This window comes from Micromonospora sp. NPDC051227, from assembly GCF_044455385.1.
Lineage (GTDB): Bacteria > Actinomycetota > Actinomycetes > Mycobacteriales > Micromonosporaceae > Micromonospora.
The window spans coordinates 136,137-151,298 of sequence record NZ_JBITET010000006.1; the positions used below are offsets into that span (position 1 = coordinate 136,137).

The window sequence follows — 15,162 nt, forward strand, 5'->3', positions numbered from 1 at the left end:
CTCCTCGTCACCTCAGCGCTCCGGCGCCGCTGGCCGGAGCCAGTGCCAGGTCTTCTAGGTCGTTCAGCACTGCATCGGCGCTGTCTCCTGGTACCGGCATACCACTCCCGTTGGGCACGGCCAGACAGTGCAGTCCGGCGGCCTTGGCGGCCAATACGCCGGGCATCGAGTCCTCGACCGCCACGGCTGTCTGCGCTGCCACCCCCGCCCACCGCAGCGCCAACAGATACAGGTCGGGCGCCGGTTTGTGCGCCGACGTGTCGTCACCGGTCACCACGAAGGACAGCGACTTCAGCAGTCCCAGCCGACTCAGGTGATGCCGTACCCAGGTGCTTGGGCTGCTCGACACGACCGCGACCGGCAGGTCGAGGTCGACCGCCCGGGCGAGCAGCGCGACCACACCCGGACAGGCCGGTTCGGCATCCGCCAGCTCTGCCTTGCGGCGTAGTCGTCGTGCCAGTTCCTCGTGGGACAGCTGCACTCCGCGGCGCCGCGCCAACTCGTCTGCCGCCAACGCCGCCCCAGCGGAATTCCCCACCATTCGGAGCCACAGATCGGCCGGGAAAGTGAGCTCCGATTCCTGGAAGAGCTCCTCCCAGCTGCGCCGGGCCGCGCGCTCTGTGTCACACGTCACGCCATCGAAGTCCAGGAAGAGCGCGCTGGGGCGGAGCGGGTAACCCGCGTTCACCGTTCGGCTCCGGCAGGTGGGGCGACGGCCCTGGACTTCCGGTCCAGCAACACGTCGCAGAACCGTCGCACGGCGTCGGACCAGTGCGGCAGTGCAGCCTCCAGGGCACGGAAGCGTTCAGTGGCCAGCGTGGAGTCGCGGGGACGCGCCGCCGCAAAACCGCCATCGTTCATCGACACGGCGGCCGGATCGCCCGCCCGGCGGCCGGCGCGCCGGAGGTGGCCCGCTACCACCAGGCCCACCTCGTGCCAGCTGGCGCTGCCGCTGTTCGCGACGTGGATGACACCGGTCGGCCGAGTGGGCGACAGGATCGTCCGGACCAGGGCCTCGGCGAGGTCGAGCACGTAGGTGGGAGAACTGAACTGGTCGTGGATGAGCCGCGGAATCCGTCCCGCGAGCATCGCCTTCGTCATAGCCAGGACCGCGTCGATCCGCGCGTCGGCTCCGCCAAACAGCCACGACGTGCGCACGCACAAGTGGTCCGGCACCGTGCCGGCGAGCTGCTCACCCGCGAGCTTCGTCAGGCCGTAGACGTTGCGGGGGTTGGGTAGCGAGTCCTCCCGGTAGCCCTCCGCCGGGCGGTTCTCGCCGTCGAAGACATAGTCGCTGGAGATGTAGAGCAGGCTGCTGCCGACGGCGGCGCACGCCGAGACGACATTCCGCGTCCCTTGCGTATTCGTTCGCAACGCGAGTCCGGGATTCGCCTCGCACTCGTCGACGATTGCGTGCGCGGCTGTGTGCACCACAATGTCCGGCTCGAACGACCGTATCGAGTCGTGCGTGGCACGCGCGTCGGCGATGTCGAAATCGTGCCGTGAGACCCCGCGCACCATTGTGGTGTCAGCCCGAGCAGCCAGGGTCACTCGTAATGCGGTGCCAAGCATGCCGTCAGCGCCGGTGAGGTAGATACGCATGATCGTCTTTCGGCTCAGAGGTGGCCGAACTCGATGAGCAGCTCGGTGACTGTGGCCCCGGAGCTGATGCGGTCACGGACGAGGCGTTCCTTCTCGATCTGGCCGTGCGTGCCCCGTAGCACCTCCTCCGCCTCGTCCGCCGGCACCACTGCGATGCCGTTCTCGTCGGCGACGACGATGTCACCCGGATTGATTACCTGGCCGTCGACCACCACCGGCACGTTGACCTGGACCGGCTCGATGCGGTCGTGGACCGCGGTGGGCGAGGGCCGCGGCACGGTGCTGCGGTACCAGACCGGAAAGTTGAGATCCCGGATCTCGTCCACGTCACGGATCGCCCCGTCAACGATGCCGCCGGCGATGCCGACCTTTTGCGACAGCGTCGACATCAGGCCGCCCCACATGGCGGTCCGCCGGACCTCGTGGCAGGCCAGGACGATAACGTCCCCCGGCTCGGCCAGGGCGAGGACGGGCATACAGTCGACGAGGTCGTCGATGGAGAGGTTCACGGTGAGGGCGGGGCCTGCGATCCGGTGAGAAGCGACGACCGGCAGCAAGCCACCGATGGCGCCGACTCGGCTCCGAGCGTCCGTCACCAGGCAACTGGGGCTGTACTCGGCAAGCACGTCGATGAAGCCCTTGACGACCTCGGATGGCGGCCGCTGCATCGTGTTTCGGATGGTCTGCACAGAATGCCCCTCACTCGGAATGGACGGAAGACACGGTGGTCGCTGCGGTCGCGGCCACCGGCAAGGCGTCACGTACGGCGGTTCGGATGGTCTGCGCCAGCTCGTCGTGTCGCAGCTTGTGGAAGGCCAGCACCTCGTCCTGGTCACCGCACACCGGGACTTGGGTGAGTCCGATGCCGTGGAAGCGAGGTGGCGCGGCGAGACGCAGTTCGGCGAGGGCCCGAGCGATGACGTCCGCCTGGCCGCCCCAGGTGTAGTGATCCTCGACGACGAACATCAGCTCCGCCCGCTCGGCGAGCGGCCGTAGCCAGTCGGGGTCGACGCGATTCAGCCAGGGCAGGTTGACGATGGCCGGGTGGATACCGTCCCGGTGCAGGTTCTCTACAGCTCGCAGCAGTTGGGTCAGCACAACGGGGCCCGCACCGACCACGACCACGTCGCTGTCTCCTGCGCGCACCTGGTGCCCGCGCCCGGGTTCCAGGGACGCGCTCGGCAGGTCTGCCACCTCCGGAGGACACGACGCACTGGACAGCCGGAGGTAGACGCTCTGCGAACTGTGCCGGCAGAAATCGACGGCTAGCTCCGTCTCGGCCGGCGAAGCCGGTGCCAGGACAAGCAGCCCCGGGACCGCACCGACGGCACTGACATCCCGGACTGCCTGATGCGAGTGGCCCGGGGCTGCGGGAAGCAGGCCGGCGAGCGAGCCGACGTAGACCACCTGACGGTTCTCGGTCGCGTTGTTGTAGATCTGCTCGTTCGGCCGGGCATGCAGAAACGACGAGAAGCTGTGCACGAAGGGCAGAAACCCACCGGCGGCCAGGCCTCCGGCGGTGGAGACCATGTCCTGTTCCGCGATGCCGCACTCGACAAAGCGATCCGGGTGGGTGTCCCGGAATGGGATCAATCCGGTGTCGAGGACGAGGTCCGCGTCCAACGCGATGATCCGTGGATCGTGCGCGGCCCGGTCCGTGAGGACCCGGCCGTAGACCTCGGGCAGCCGCGGCCCGGTAGCGGCTGGCCGTCGCGCAGCCGGGACAGACCGGCAAGCCAGCTCGGCCACGCCACGAGCGCGAAGTATGCCGTCCACCCGCGCCCGGAGTTCCGCGAATGCAGCGTCGTGGTCGACCTGGTCGGGTGCCCCGCTGTGAAACCGGTACCGCCACTCCGACTCCGCCATCCGGCTGGCTTCGAACCGGGCGGCCCCAGCCCCCTTCACGGTGTCAGCGATGATGGCCACGGGCGATTCCGGATAGTCGGACGTGCGTCGCCGGAACCCGGCCTCGAGCTGCGTCACGTCGTTGCCGTCGCAGCGCAGCACACCCCACCCGCAGGCCGTGAACCGGGCCTCGAGGTCCCCCAGGTCGCTGACGTCCCGCACCCAGGTGTCCGACTGGAGCTTATTGTGGTCGACGATGACTGTCAGCTCGTGCATCCGGTAGCGGACGGCCGAGGGTAGAGATTCCCAAATCTGACCCTCCTGCAACTCACCATCGCCCGTCAATACGAAGACCCGCCGCCGCATGCCTCGGAGACGGTTGGCGAGCACCAGGCCCTTCGCCTTCGAGATACCCATGCCGAGTGAACCGGTGTTAAAGGGCATGTGCGGCGTGCCCACATCCGGGTGGCCCGGCAGTCCACCGAGCAGTCGAAGCTGGTGCAGCAGGTCCTCGTCGAGCTGCCCGAGCCCGACGAGGGCCGCGTACAGACCCGGTACGTCGTGGCCCTTCGAGGAGAAGTACACGTCCCCGTCGGCCGCGCCGGGGGCATACATCTCCTCCAGCAGGAGCCAGGTGACGATGTCTGCCGCGCTGAAGCTTGAGCCGATGTGCCCGGATCCCGCTCGGGCGACCATGTAAAGAGCGTTGATGCGGGTCAGGGCGGCAAAAGCACGGGCACGGTCGTACCGATCGACGACCGCGTGGAGAATCCGGTGGAACTCGCTGCGTGGCGCCCACATCCACGTGCCGCCGTCGTTCACGACATCCTCCTCGCCCCACGCATCCTTCACCAGCACCCGTATCCACCGTCGGCGATGACTTCGGTCCCGGTCACGTACCGGCTAAGGTCCGAGGCCAGGAAGAGGAACGGCCCTGTCAGATCCTCCGCCTCCGCCATCCGGCGGAGCGGGACACGCGCCGTAAACTTCGCCCGGAACTCGGCGTCCTGGTCAGCGAGAACACCGCCGGGGACGAGGGTGTTTACTCGTACCCCTGCCGGGCCCCACAGCGCGGCCAGGTACCGGGTCAGCGCGCCGACCCCGGCCTTGGACATGGCGTAGGCGGGAGGCTTCAGGAACGGAGGATCCGCTGGCAGATGTTCGTAGAGACGGGGGTCGGGTGCAAGTCCGCCGTACAGCGAGCCGATGTTGATAACCGACCCTCGCCCGCGCTCGGCCATCGCTGGCCCGAACACCTGACACATCAACAGCGCCCCCAGCGCGTTGACGTCCAGCACCGACTGCGAGAGTTCGGCCGGGATGTCCCCGAACGGCCAACTGACGGCCGTGGCCGACGGTGGCTGATCGATCCCGGCGTTGTTGACCAGGACGTCCGGCACATCGAAGTGATTCAGACATGCGTCCCACGCCTCCAGCAGGCTCCCGCGCTCGGTCACGTCCGCCTGCACAAAGTGAAATCGGTCGGCGGGGTGCAGCGCCACCACCTCCTTCAGGGACGGGGACGGCTGCTCCATCAGATCAATCGCCAGCACACCGGCTCCCCCGTCGAGCAACGCCGACGTCCACACGCTCCCGAGCCGTCCGGAGGCACCCGTGACGACGGCGACCCGGCCCGGCATGGCAGTCGACCCGGGGCCGCTCACCGCAGCACACTTGGATCGATGTGGGCGTCCGCGGCCAACGCTCGGGTCAACGTTCGACCCAGCACCTCAGGCAGCTGGTACGGACGCATGCCGTCACCGGGCGACTTGACGGCGACGTCGCAGGGCTCCAGTCGATGACCGGCAGGCAAGTCGCGCGACGCGACAAGCTTCTTGGCCATCTTCCGGAGCGCTGGCGCCTCGGCCGGCATTGCCCGCTTCACCGGGCTGCCCATCGCCCGGCGGACCCGCCGGAGGCCCTCAACGAGCTCGGCCAGGTCCGCCGGCAGGAGCGAGAAGTGGTGGTCACTGCCCGCGGCACCCCGGTCCAGGGTCACGTGCTTCTCGATGACACGGGCACCGAGCGCATACGCTATCCAGCTCAGGTCGGGCGTGTCATCGTGCCCGGAAAAGCCGATGACACAAGGGAAATCGGCACGGAGGGTACTGATGACCGACAGGTTCAGATCGTCGACCTGCGCCGGGTAGATCGCGGAGCACTGCAGCAGGGCCAGCTGCGGGTTGACAGGCAGAATGGTGTCGGCAGCCCGCCGCACGTCGTCCTGGTCGGCGCCTCCGGTGCTGACGATCAGCGGCACTCCGACAGCCGCGGCATGGGCCAACAGAGGAGTGTTGGTGACGTCTCCGGAGGCCACCTTGATGGCCGCCACGCCGATGTCGGCGAGGAAATCGACGCTCGGCAGGTCGAACGCGGTCGACATGAAATCGACGCCAAGTTCATTCGCCAGCGCGGCAAGGTGCTGGTAGTCCGCGCGGCCAAATTCGAGAGCTTCGCGGTGCTCGCCGTACGTCCGGCCGTAGCTGTGCGGGCCGACGTACGGTTCCTCGTACATCGCCCTGGTGAAGAGGGTCCGGTTGTCACGCTTCTGGAGCTTGACCGCCTGCGCACCGGCATCGGCGGCGGCACGGAACAGTTTCTCTGCTTTGCCAATATCACCCTCGTGGTTGTGTCCGATTTCTGCAATGACATAGGCGTCGGTCTCGTCCGAGACGCTGATTCCGTTTATTACGATTTCTCGGGAGAACATGGGCTCCTCGCTAGTTTCTGCCGGAAATGTTCTGGTCAGCCGAACAGGGCTGCTTCCCTGTCCACCACCCGGCGCCGCCGGGTCCGTACGACCGCAGATTTCTGCAGGTCTGTGGTGATACTGACCCGTTGCAGCCAGCGGTCGGTACCGTCGAAGCGGGGCGTGTAGGCGGTACGGGCATGCAGGGTGCGACGGTTATCCATGAGCAGCATGTCGCCCGCTTGCAGCGTCACGTAGCGCGCCGCTCGCGGGATGGCGTAGCGGAACTCCTCGAGCGCTGCCGCCGCAGCCTCGTCGCCGCGGACGGCGCAGACCTGATCGGTGTCGAGCCGCACTGTGAGGCCGAGGCTCGCATCTTCCTCGAGGATGGCTAACACGGGGCCGTCCTCGGGCTTCCCGGAGCCGCCGCTCGCGGGGTCGACCCCGATGTGGAAGCGCGGTTCCAGGAGAATCGCGCGGGCCTGCGGCGAAACGGGGACGTCGGCCGCATCCACAACGACGGTCCGAGCCGATGGATCAGACCGTACGCAGAGCAGGGCGATGAAGTCGGCTCGCAACTGGTCGTAAGCGTCCTCGGTGTGCCACTCGAGGAAGACCCTGCTACCGGTGCCCATCTGGGTATACGCGTCGTCCCGAACCGGAACCACGTTTTGTACGAGATTGCCGTCATGCTGCCGCTCAAAGGAAAACACCTCGCCGAGCAACGAGGCGACGGCCAGCAGCACAGTTTCCGTCTTCCAGCTCCGCTTGGCCAACGCGCCAACGTCCCATCGCGCGGGGGTGGGTCCCAAGGCCGCGTCGTTGACCGGCAGGCCACGCAGGAGCAGGGTTCCTCGATTGGTGCGTCGGCGGCGGAAGCGGCCGAGCATGGCCCGCAGGTCGTCGGAAAAGCCCTCCGCGCAGGTCCTTGCGTGCCCCCACAGGAGTTCGAATTCCATGTCCGACCGGTACGGAGAGTAGGGCCGTTCGGGACAACGAGTTGCCAGGTCCAATAGCAATTCGGGACCGAGGTCGACACTGAGTTTGTCGGTGACCGCTGGTGTCATGCGTTCTCCTCCTGCCACAGATGCCTGATTTCAGAGCTGGTAGAGAGGACGTGCTGCGGCTCACCCTGCGTCTCGATGCGCCCGTCCTTGAGGACCACGATCCAGTCGGCGTATTCGAACGCCGCGCGGCGATGAGAGACCACGAGGCAGGTCCTCTCGCCGCTTTCCCCAAGCCGCTCCCACATGCGGCGTTCCGTCCGGCCGTCGAGGGCGCTCGAGAGGTCGTCGAAGACCAGCAGCTCGGGCTGACGGACGAACATCCGGGCGGCTGCGGTCCGCTGTAGCTGCCCTCCGGAAAGCTTGGTTCCCCGAGGACCCACCAACGTGGCGAGGCCGTCCTCCATCAGCTGAACATCAGGCTCCAACACTGCTGCCCGCACGGCTGCAGCGAGCCGCTCGTCGTCGAGCGGCAGACCGAGCAGGATGTTGTCTTGCAAGGTTCCGCTGCAGAGACGTGGTACCTGGGGGGTGTACGCGCTCCGGGGCGGCACGAAGAAGTTCCCCGGATCGGTCACCAGGTGCCCATTCCACCGGACCTCGCCTGCCTGGGGCGGCAGCAGCCCAAGCAGGGAACGAAGCAGCGTAGTCTTGCCCGATCCCACACGGCCGGTGATCACGACGACGGTGCCTCTTTCGACGACGAGGTCAACCTCCCGAACGCCGCGGCCGCTGCTCTTGTGCAGGTAGGTCAGCCCGCGGATCTGTAGGGCGGTCAAGGGTTCGGCCGACGTCCAGGCATCCTCCCGGGCCGTTACCGCGTCGTGCCGGCTCACAAGGTCCTCGCTCCTACTGCCCTCGGGCAGTGTCTCGACCAGCCGGTGCAGCGACGCAACGGACTGCTTGTACAGTGCGAGGTTTTGGCTGAACAGTGCTGTGAAGTCGGAGATCCAACCCAGATAGGCAACGAACAGCACAAGATCACCGACGGTGAAGCTGCCGTCGGCCATCCGGTTGGCGACCAGGATCAGAACGACTCCCGCGCCGAGGTTGGCAGTGTTGTTCCAGACCGAAATCATGAAGGTCTCGGTGAACAAGCGGCTCTGCAGCGTCCGTCGGCGTCGCCGCTCATTAAGGTTCCGGAACCGCGCCACGACGGCGCGGTTGGCCCCGACCAGCTGGATGGCCTGCACACCCGCGAACGCGTCCCCGAGGAATGCGCTGACCTCCCCGGCCGCCTCGCGGCTCTCCCGGTGCAGGGTCTTGATCCGGGTACTGGCCATGTTGATCAGAACGCCGGCGGCGCCGAGTGGGACGAAGACCACCATGGTGACCAGCGGGTCGATGGTAAACATGACCGCGACGGCGAGCAGCGCCTGGACTCCTGCGCCGACCACCATGAGGGTGTAGACGAGCATCTTCGCGATCGTCGTCGTGTCGCCGCTCAAGCGGTTGATCACGTCGCCGACCGCCCGCTGCGCCGGCATGGCGCCCGGCCGAGCCAGGGCTCGCGCGAAGGCGTTGCGCATGAGCAGCGAGCCGGCCACGGACTCGACGTCAGCGTCCGTTGCCACACTCATGAGTAAAACCACGACCCGCGCCAGGGCGATTCCGGCGAGCAGGGCCAGAAGCATCCACACCCCTGCGGTTAGGGCAGCGTGGTGGGTATAACGGTCCAGCACCTCACGGACGACGAGGGCGGGCAGCAGGGGAATGGTGCTGCGGAGCAGTTGCAGCAGCGCGTCACGCACATACAGCCCGGGAGCGACTCGGACGAGAGCCCAGAACACCCGCCAGGGTTTCATGCCAGTTCCCCCGCCCGTAGCGCCGCCGCGGAGGTACCCCCATGCAGCACGTCTTGCGGCCGACCAAACGCGAGTATGTCGCCCTGATCGAGGACAAGAACGTTGTCCAGCCGCTGCACCGTCGAGAGACGGTGCGCGATCACGATCGCCGTACGACCCTTGAGGAGGCGGGCTACTGCCCCGTCGACCAGCCGCTCGGTAGCTGGATCGAGACGCGAGGAGGGCTCGTCGAGGATGACGACGTCCGGCTCACGCAGTAGGACGCGGGTGAATGCCAGCAGTTGCGCCTCTCCACCGGACATAGCGCGGTCGTTGTCGATGACGGAATCGAGACCGTCGGAAAGAGAGCTGTACCAGCTCGTCAGTCCGAGGCTGCCAATCGCTGCCAGGATTGCGCCGTCCGAGATCTGGTCGTTGAACAACGTGACATTTTCCCGAACCGTGGCCTGGAAGAGCTGTACGTCCTGGGTAACCACTCCGATCCGCGAACGCAACGCCGCCAACTCCAGACGGCGCACGTCGACCCCGCCAAGCCGCACCGAGCCCGCGCTCGCGTCATAGCCACGGAAGATCAATCTTCCAATGGTCGTCTTTCCACTACCGGTACGGCCAACCAGGCCCAAAGTCCCGCCTGCCGGGACCGTGAAGGAAAGGTCACGCAAGATCGGGCGGCCGGTCTCATACTGGAACGACACCCCGGAGAACTCGACCTCCAGGGCACTGGAGGGCAGGACTCCGCCGGAGCCGTCCTGCACGGTGCTACGGGCGGCGTATAGTTCCGCGATCCGCTCAAGGCCTGCTGCGGCGGCTTGGAACTGGTTGAGCTGACGGGTGATCCGGAACAGGGTCATGGACAGCAGGCTGGTGTACGTGTAGGCGAGGTAGACGGCGCCGATTGTCATCGAGCCCTTGCCCATGAGGTAGCCACCTACCGCGATCACCACGGCAGCCGCAACCGAGACCGCGACCTCCAACACGCTCGACGAGTAACGCGCGGTGACGGAGGCTTTCCGGTTCACTCGCCGGAAGCGGTCCAGCAGGCCGTCCAGTTGCCCGATCGTGTACCGACGCGCGCCGTTCGCGGCCAGGTCCTCCGTGCTATTCAGCCGCTCCTCAAAGAAGCCCGCAAGGTCGCTCCTGATCGCCCGCAGCGCGGCAAAATGCGGTACAGCCACTCCCTGGATCCGGCGCAGCACGAGAACCGCCAGCACGGCAAACACCACGAGGGTGAACCCGAGCCGGTAGTCCAAGGCGATAGTCAGTGCCACGATGCCGACGATGAGAAGCGCGCGTCCCAGGACATCGAACACAAAGCTCGAGAAAAAGGTCGCCAATGTCGTGACATCACCATCCACCCGTTCGATCAGCTCACCAGGCCGGTAAGCCTTGTGGAAGGCCATATCGAGTTCGAGGCAGTGAGCCGTGAGGTCCTCGCGGAGACGGTTAGTGGCCGTCCAACTGACATCCTCACTCAGATAGCCCGCCGCCCCAACGACGACCTGCCGACCGAGCGCCATTGCCAGGAAGATGATCGCGGTGGCCTGCAGCACCGCCAGCCCCTGGCCGGCGACTGCCTGGTCGATGAAGCGCGCAAGCCAGAGCGGCACCAGCAACTCGAGCGCGATTGTCGTAGCCAGGAGAACTACCAGGAACCCAACCTTGAGCCACTGCGGTCCGAGGTAGGCGCGTAGCAGAGTGATTTGCGCCCTCAAGATATCGACCGCCCGGGCGCTTTTCGGGAACCATCACATTGCGTCTTCGACGGGCACCGGAGTAAGGCATCCCACCGGAGCGCGCATTGCTCCTCGACATCCACGACAAACAACTGAGGATCACTTCTTCGCACGAGTTGAACCATGCCCCGCTTCTTCTTCGAAACTACTTGGTAAGAGTTACGTAAAAGCTAAGAGTCTACGCAGATTAACCGGCACGGCATACCGGTAGAAACCAGTTCGAGTCACGTCGAGTGACGCGATGCTACGGTGCCACTCCAACGCTCGGTTCACCAGACCCGGAGCCACGGAATAACGCGCGATTTCGGCCAGATCTTCGGGGTTTGCGTATACGCACCACTCCCGGAGATATTCCTCTGTCACACGCGATATCGCCGCATCTGCGCTACCGTCAGGCAGCACATCGCGAATGTCCTGCCTGACGACCGCCAACGAGAGAAACGGGTGACCGACCGCACTTTCCGCCCAGTCGAAGATAAGCGGCCCGGAACCGGATCGCGTGAAGTTCCCCCGCCACGCGTCGCTGTGCACCAGGCTGTCCGGGACGCCGCCTTGCGCAAGTCGGTCGCAGATCTCGGCGAACTCCTCGGTCCACGACCTCAACCGCTTGCACTCCTCGACGGTGAGCCCGAGGCCGTCGCCAATGCGCAGCGCGTCCATGTCGTCGAGCAGCGCCGCGAAGAACTCAGGCAACTCTCGGGTACGCCTGTTCGGGCAACCGAGGCCGTCGAGCGTCGTAACGTCACCAGCGAGTTCCACCTGTATCCGCGCCAGGGCCGGCATCGTCGCCAGGTAGGCATCCACGATCTCGGCTGGGTCCTCGGACTCGATAACAGGACCGAAGTCCTCCATCAACATCCAGCCCCGGGCCTCGTCCGCCGCGAGCACGGTAGGTACGCGACCTGGGAAGCGGTCCGCCAACACACGCGTGAGCAGCGGCTCATGAGCAGACACCGGCGGCACTGCCTTGAAGTATGCGAACCCGCCCCCGGTGACCGGTACGCGCAACAGAGTGGACCACAAGCGGACGTCAACCTGCTCCACGCGCCCCGCTGGCTCTCTTCCCAGGGCTTCCAGCCGCTCGCTCATCCAACTGGCGGCAGTCTCGAACCATCCGGCACACGCCCAGGGCACGCCGCGGGCAGGAGCTGCATCTACTCGCCGCTCCCGCAACCACACCTCGACGACCTCCCGGTGCTCGGGGGCCACGAGCGCCAGTCCAGGCAGGTCCTGCACCGACACCCACGCCGCGTTGTGGTCAGCCACACGCCCGCACCCGAGCACCTCGTGGGCGAAGACTTTCGGGCCCGGATCGGCCGGCCCGGCGGATAAATCCCTAACACATTCGGTGGTGACGACCTCCAGCCCGAACATCTTGGCGATGAATTCGTTCAGCGACGGGATGTCGCGACACCGGTGGGAAGGCAGGGAGAATCCGGCCGGGGTACGAGTCATAAGAACTCGGGCATCAGGCGTTCCTCCTTCCGGAATTATGCTGAAGCTTTCCGGCACGTCCGAATCTGCCATTACCCTTGATTCCCTTGCCACGTCGGCATGCCACATTCACGACCCATCCGGATCGCCACCAATGCCATTGAAGATTGACAATGTGCAAGACCCCGCCCCTAGCGCGCAACAATCCATTATCCGGTCCGCCCACCAAGGAGTTGCCATGACACCGTCAGCTCGGGCCAGGGATCCGACTGTATCATCAACCAGCAATGCATGCCGCCCCCTGCGAGATGTCACCATGCGTTACCATTGGTCGATGGTGGGTGCCCTTCACGTCCTCGAACCGGCAAGTCGATTGCAGTGTGTAATCGCACTGGTGTCAGGTTAGCCGCCGCGCTAGCATCACACTTCACGCCGCGCTTGAACAGCGCACGGAGTGCGGCACGTCGATCCGGCAGTCAACTGAACGCGGAGAATATCCCTTGCGCGGGATGCACGTACGGAGGCGAACGTCTGGCCAGGCAAGTCCAGGGTTGACACAGGGGTGATCGGCGGACTTCCTCTGGTTTGCTGCGCACCTCGACCATTCTGCTGGGGACCATGTCTCGGTCTTGGAACGACTCGCCGAACTGTCGCAGCGACATGACCTCCACACCCCACCAGACACGTGTCCGGAGATCGTGCGGCCTTCTCACCGCGGAAGCACGGCCAAATCGGCATCCTGCCTCGCGTCCGCTTGTCCGGCACCCTGCGGCCAAAAGTCGTCAAAGAAAGCGAGACCGAACGATGACCTCTAGACCAATCGAAGTTTCCGACGGCCCCGACGGCTGGCAGTCGGTCCGCGAGGTCGGCGTGCCCGAGCTGGTGTCCGCGCACGTGCTGGTGACCGCCATCGCCGGCGTCGCCAAGACGAGGGCGGGCCGAGAGCTCGCAGCGGAGAACTGGCGACAGCTTCCCGACTTGGTCGACCCGGACGGTGATCCGGTGGTGCTGCGAAACCTACTCCGCTACCTCGAAATCCGGGGCGTCGTCCAATCAACCGGGGTGACGTGGGAGGGGTCGACAGCGCTACCGGACACGGCTTCCGCCGAGCGCTGGCGGCTCACCCCGTATGGAGCCGTGTTGCTGGGCAGGATCGGACAGGGACTTCTCCGGTTCTACGCGGACGCCTACGGGCCCGTGCTGCGCCAGATGGATGGCCTCCTCAGGGGACAACTTCAGTACGGCACCGATGTGGTGCGGGATCACCGGGCGCTGGGGCGCAGCTGCGAGCCGATGACCATCAGTTTCGCCGCCGACCTAGTGCGGAAGCAGATGAGGGACCGCGGCACCACCTGGCTACTCGACCTCGGCTGCGGGACGGGGGGCCTCCTCGTTCACCTCGCCGAGACCGATCCCGAGTTCCATGCCGTCGGCCTGGACATCGCACCGACTGCCGTCGAGCTGGCCACGGAACGGGTGAAGGAGGCCGGATTGTCGGATCGACTGACGTTCATCTCTGGCGACGCATTCGACCCCGACACATGGCCGGCGATCGCTGAGGAATGCGACTACATCCTCGCCGTAGGCGCCGTACACGAGGAGTTCCGCAACGGCCGCGACGCCGTCGTGCGGTTGCTCCGGCGGTACCGGACAGTGCTCGCGGCGAAGCCTGGTCGCGCTCTGCTTCTAGCGGAGCCGGACCTGCACATCGATGCCTCCGACGCCGACTACTACCTGACCCATGCGCTGACCCGACAGGGCTTTCCGCAGGCCAAGGCCGTGTGGCTCGACGTGATCGCGGCCGCTGGGCTGCACTGTGCGAGGGTCGTCCAAGACGAGGAAACCACCTTCCGTTTCACTTTCTACGAGCTAACTGCGGAGCTGGCGGGATGACCCGCCCACCCCTGTCCAGGCGCGTGTCGGGGCTGTCGGCACTGGAGCTGGCTCAGCTGCTGCGGACCGCGCAAGCGGTCGGTGCGATCGACATCGCGCTGGGCATACCGCCCGGTACACCCCCGTCGGCGGCCGTCGCCGGCGCTGTCGAGGCGCTCCGGTCCGGACATCACCAGTACTCCGATCCCGCCGGTCTGCTCGCTCTGCGGGAGCAGGTTGCCGCGGACCTGCTCGCGACCCGAGGTGCCCAGGTCGATCCGGAGAGCGAGATCACCATCACCTGCGGGGCGACCGAAGGCACAATGATGGCACTTCTCGCGGTCACCGACCCCGGCGATGAGGTCATCCTCCTGGATCCCGCCTTCGAGACCTACTTCGGCACCGTCGAGCTGTGCGGCGCGGTCGCCCGGCGGGTGGCACTGCGCAACCCGGGTTGGCGTCTGGACATCGCGGCACTGCGCGCCGCGATCTCCCCGCGTACGCGGGCCATCGTGGTTAACACGCCACACAACCCGACCGGGCGCTCCTTCGACGCGACGGAGCTCAACGCGATCATCGGGCTCTGCTGCGAGTACGGGCTGACGTGCATCACGGACGAAGTGTACGAGAGGTTCATCTACGACGGCCGGCCACACGTATCCCCATTGACCCTGCCCGGGGCGAGTGCGCACTCGATCGTCCTGGGCAGCCTCTCGAAGACGCTCAGCATGTCAGGTTGGCGAATCGGGTACTGCCTCGCGGATCCCGAGGTCACTGCGGCGCTGCGCAAGGTACACCAACGGACCACCATCGGTGCCAGCACACCTCTGCAGCACGGCGCAGCGGCCTCCACAGCGTCCTGGTGGAACGATGTGGACGAGGTGAAGCAGTTCCAACACAGGCGCGACGAGATGGCCAACAGCCTGGACCAGATGGGTTTCGAGGTATCCGTTCCCGAGGGCGGCTGGTTCATTCTGGCCGGCACCGAAGGGCTCGGCGTCCCCTCCGACGAGCTGGCCGCCCGGCTTGTCACGTCGGCAGGCGTCCTGGTGGCGCCGGGGACGGCCTTCTTTGCCGAACGGGCGGAAGGCCGCAGGTGGATCCGCACGACGTTCGTGCGCGACCACGAGCTGACGGTGGAGGCACTGGAGCGGATGCGCAAACTGCTCGGGTGACGG

The 15,162-nt window shown here is 66.2% G+C and carries 12 protein-coding genes; 2 read left to right on the forward strand and 10 right to left on the reverse strand.

What is annotated here, in order from left to right; genetic code table 11:
* Nucleotides 1–7: 7 nt before the first annotated feature.
* From ACIA47_RS17445 to ACIA47_RS17490, 10 genes are all read right to left on the reverse strand, one after another.
* Nucleotides 8–688, reverse strand: coding sequence for an HAD family hydrolase (locus tag ACIA47_RS17445; RefSeq protein WP_396709024.1), 681 nt, complete (start codon nucleotides 686–688; stop codon nucleotides 8–10).
* Nucleotides 685–1,602, reverse strand: a complete 918-nt coding sequence (gene rfbD / locus ACIA47_RS17450; RefSeq protein WP_396709026.1) for a dTDP-4-dehydrorhamnose reductase — start codon at nucleotides 1,600–1,602, stop codon at nucleotides 685–687. The genes ACIA47_RS17445 and rfbD overlap by 4 nt, the downstream gene beginning before the upstream one ends.
* A gap of 14 nt (nucleotides 1,603–1,616) precedes the next feature.
* Entirely contained in the window at nucleotides 1,617–2,291 is a 675-nt protein-coding gene (locus ACIA47_RS17455; protein WP_396709027.1) for an RraA family protein, read from the reverse strand.
* Nucleotides 2,292–2,301: 10 nt separating this feature from the next.
* Complete coding sequence (locus ACIA47_RS17460; RefSeq protein ID WP_396709029.1) at nucleotides 2,302–4,305, reverse strand: transketolase C-terminal domain-containing protein; 2,004 nt, start codon at nucleotides 4,303–4,305, stop codon at nucleotides 2,302–2,304.
* Nucleotides 4,296–5,087 carry an SDR family oxidoreductase gene (locus ACIA47_RS17465; RefSeq protein WP_396709031.1) on the reverse strand — a complete coding sequence of 264 codons (792 nt, stop codon included), beginning with the start codon at nucleotides 5,085–5,087 and terminating at the stop codon, nucleotides 4,296–4,298. Before ACIA47_RS17465 ends, ACIA47_RS17460 begins: the two co-directional genes overlap by 10 nt.
* A 20-nt stretch (nucleotides 5,088–5,107) precedes the next feature.
* Nucleotides 5,108–6,157 (reverse strand): N-acetylneuraminate synthase family protein, encoded by a 1,050-nt coding sequence (locus ACIA47_RS17470; RefSeq protein WP_396709033.1) that lies wholly within the window; start codon nucleotides 6,155–6,157, stop codon nucleotides 5,108–5,110.
* A gap of 35 nt (nucleotides 6,158–6,192) precedes the next feature.
* Entirely contained in the window at nucleotides 6,193–7,203 is a 1,011-nt protein-coding gene (locus ACIA47_RS17475) for a TauD/TfdA family dioxygenase (RefSeq protein WP_396709035.1), read from the reverse strand.
* A complete protein-coding gene (locus ACIA47_RS17480; RefSeq protein WP_396709037.1) occupies nucleotides 7,200–8,945 on the reverse strand; it encodes an ATP-binding cassette domain-containing protein in 1,746 nt (581 codons plus the stop codon). Before ACIA47_RS17480 ends, ACIA47_RS17475 begins: the two co-directional genes overlap by 4 nt.
* The gene (locus ACIA47_RS17485) at nucleotides 8,942–10,657 is read right to left on the reverse strand and encodes an ABC transporter ATP-binding protein (protein WP_396709039.1); all 1,716 of its coding nucleotides are present in this window, start codon (nucleotides 10,655–10,657) and stop codon (nucleotides 8,942–8,944) included. The genes ACIA47_RS17480 and ACIA47_RS17485 overlap by 4 nt, the downstream gene beginning before the upstream one ends.
* Nucleotides 10,658–10,837: 180 nt before the next feature.
* On the reverse strand, nucleotides 10,838–12,205 hold the full coding sequence (locus ACIA47_RS17490) for a phosphotransferase (protein WP_396709041.1): 1,368 nt from the start codon (nucleotides 12,203–12,205) through the stop codon (nucleotides 10,838–10,840).
* A 777-nt stretch (nucleotides 12,206–12,982) separates the two neighbouring features.
* Here ACIA47_RS17490 and ACIA47_RS17495 point away from each other — a divergent pair.
* Both ACIA47_RS17495 and ACIA47_RS17500 read left to right on the forward strand, forming a co-directional pair.
* The gene (locus tag ACIA47_RS17495; protein WP_396709043.1) at nucleotides 12,983–14,005 is read left to right on the forward strand and encodes an SAM-dependent methyltransferase; all 1,023 of its coding nucleotides are present in this window, start codon (nucleotides 12,983–12,985) and stop codon (nucleotides 14,003–14,005) included.
* Nucleotides 14,002–15,159, forward strand: coding sequence for a pyridoxal phosphate-dependent aminotransferase (locus ACIA47_RS17500; protein ID WP_396709045.1), 1,158 nt, complete (start codon nucleotides 14,002–14,004; stop codon nucleotides 15,157–15,159). Before ACIA47_RS17495 ends, ACIA47_RS17500 begins: the two co-directional genes overlap by 4 nt.
* The last annotated feature ends 3 nt before the right edge of the window (nucleotides 15,160–15,162 follow it).

Coding starts and splice junctions, on each gene's coding strand:
- ACIA47_RS17470 (WP_396709033.1), bottom strand. CDS start 6,157: ATGTTCTCCCGAGAAATCGTAATAAACGGAATCAGCGTCTCGGACGAG.
- ACIA47_RS17490 (WP_396709041.1), bottom strand. CDS start 12,205: ATGGCAGATTCGGACGTGCCGGAAAGCTTCAGCATAATTCCGGAAGGA.
- rfbD (WP_396709026.1), bottom strand. CDS start 1,602: ATGCGTATCTACCTCACCGGCGCTGACGGCATGCTTGGCACCGCATTA.
- ACIA47_RS17500 (WP_396709045.1), top strand. CDS start 14,002: ATGACCCGCCCACCCCTGTCCAGGCGCGTGTCGGGGCTGTCGGCACTG.
- ACIA47_RS17465 (WP_396709031.1), bottom strand. CDS start 5,087: ATGCCGGGCCGGGTCGCCGTCGTCACGGGTGCCTCCGGACGGCTCGGG.
- ACIA47_RS17475 (WP_396709035.1), bottom strand. CDS start 7,203: ATGACACCAGCGGTCACCGACAAACTCAGTGTCGACCTCGGTCCCGAA.
- ACIA47_RS17480 (WP_396709037.1), bottom strand. CDS start 8,945: ATGAAACCCTGGCGGGTGTTCTGGGCTCTCGTCCGAGTCGCTCCCGGG.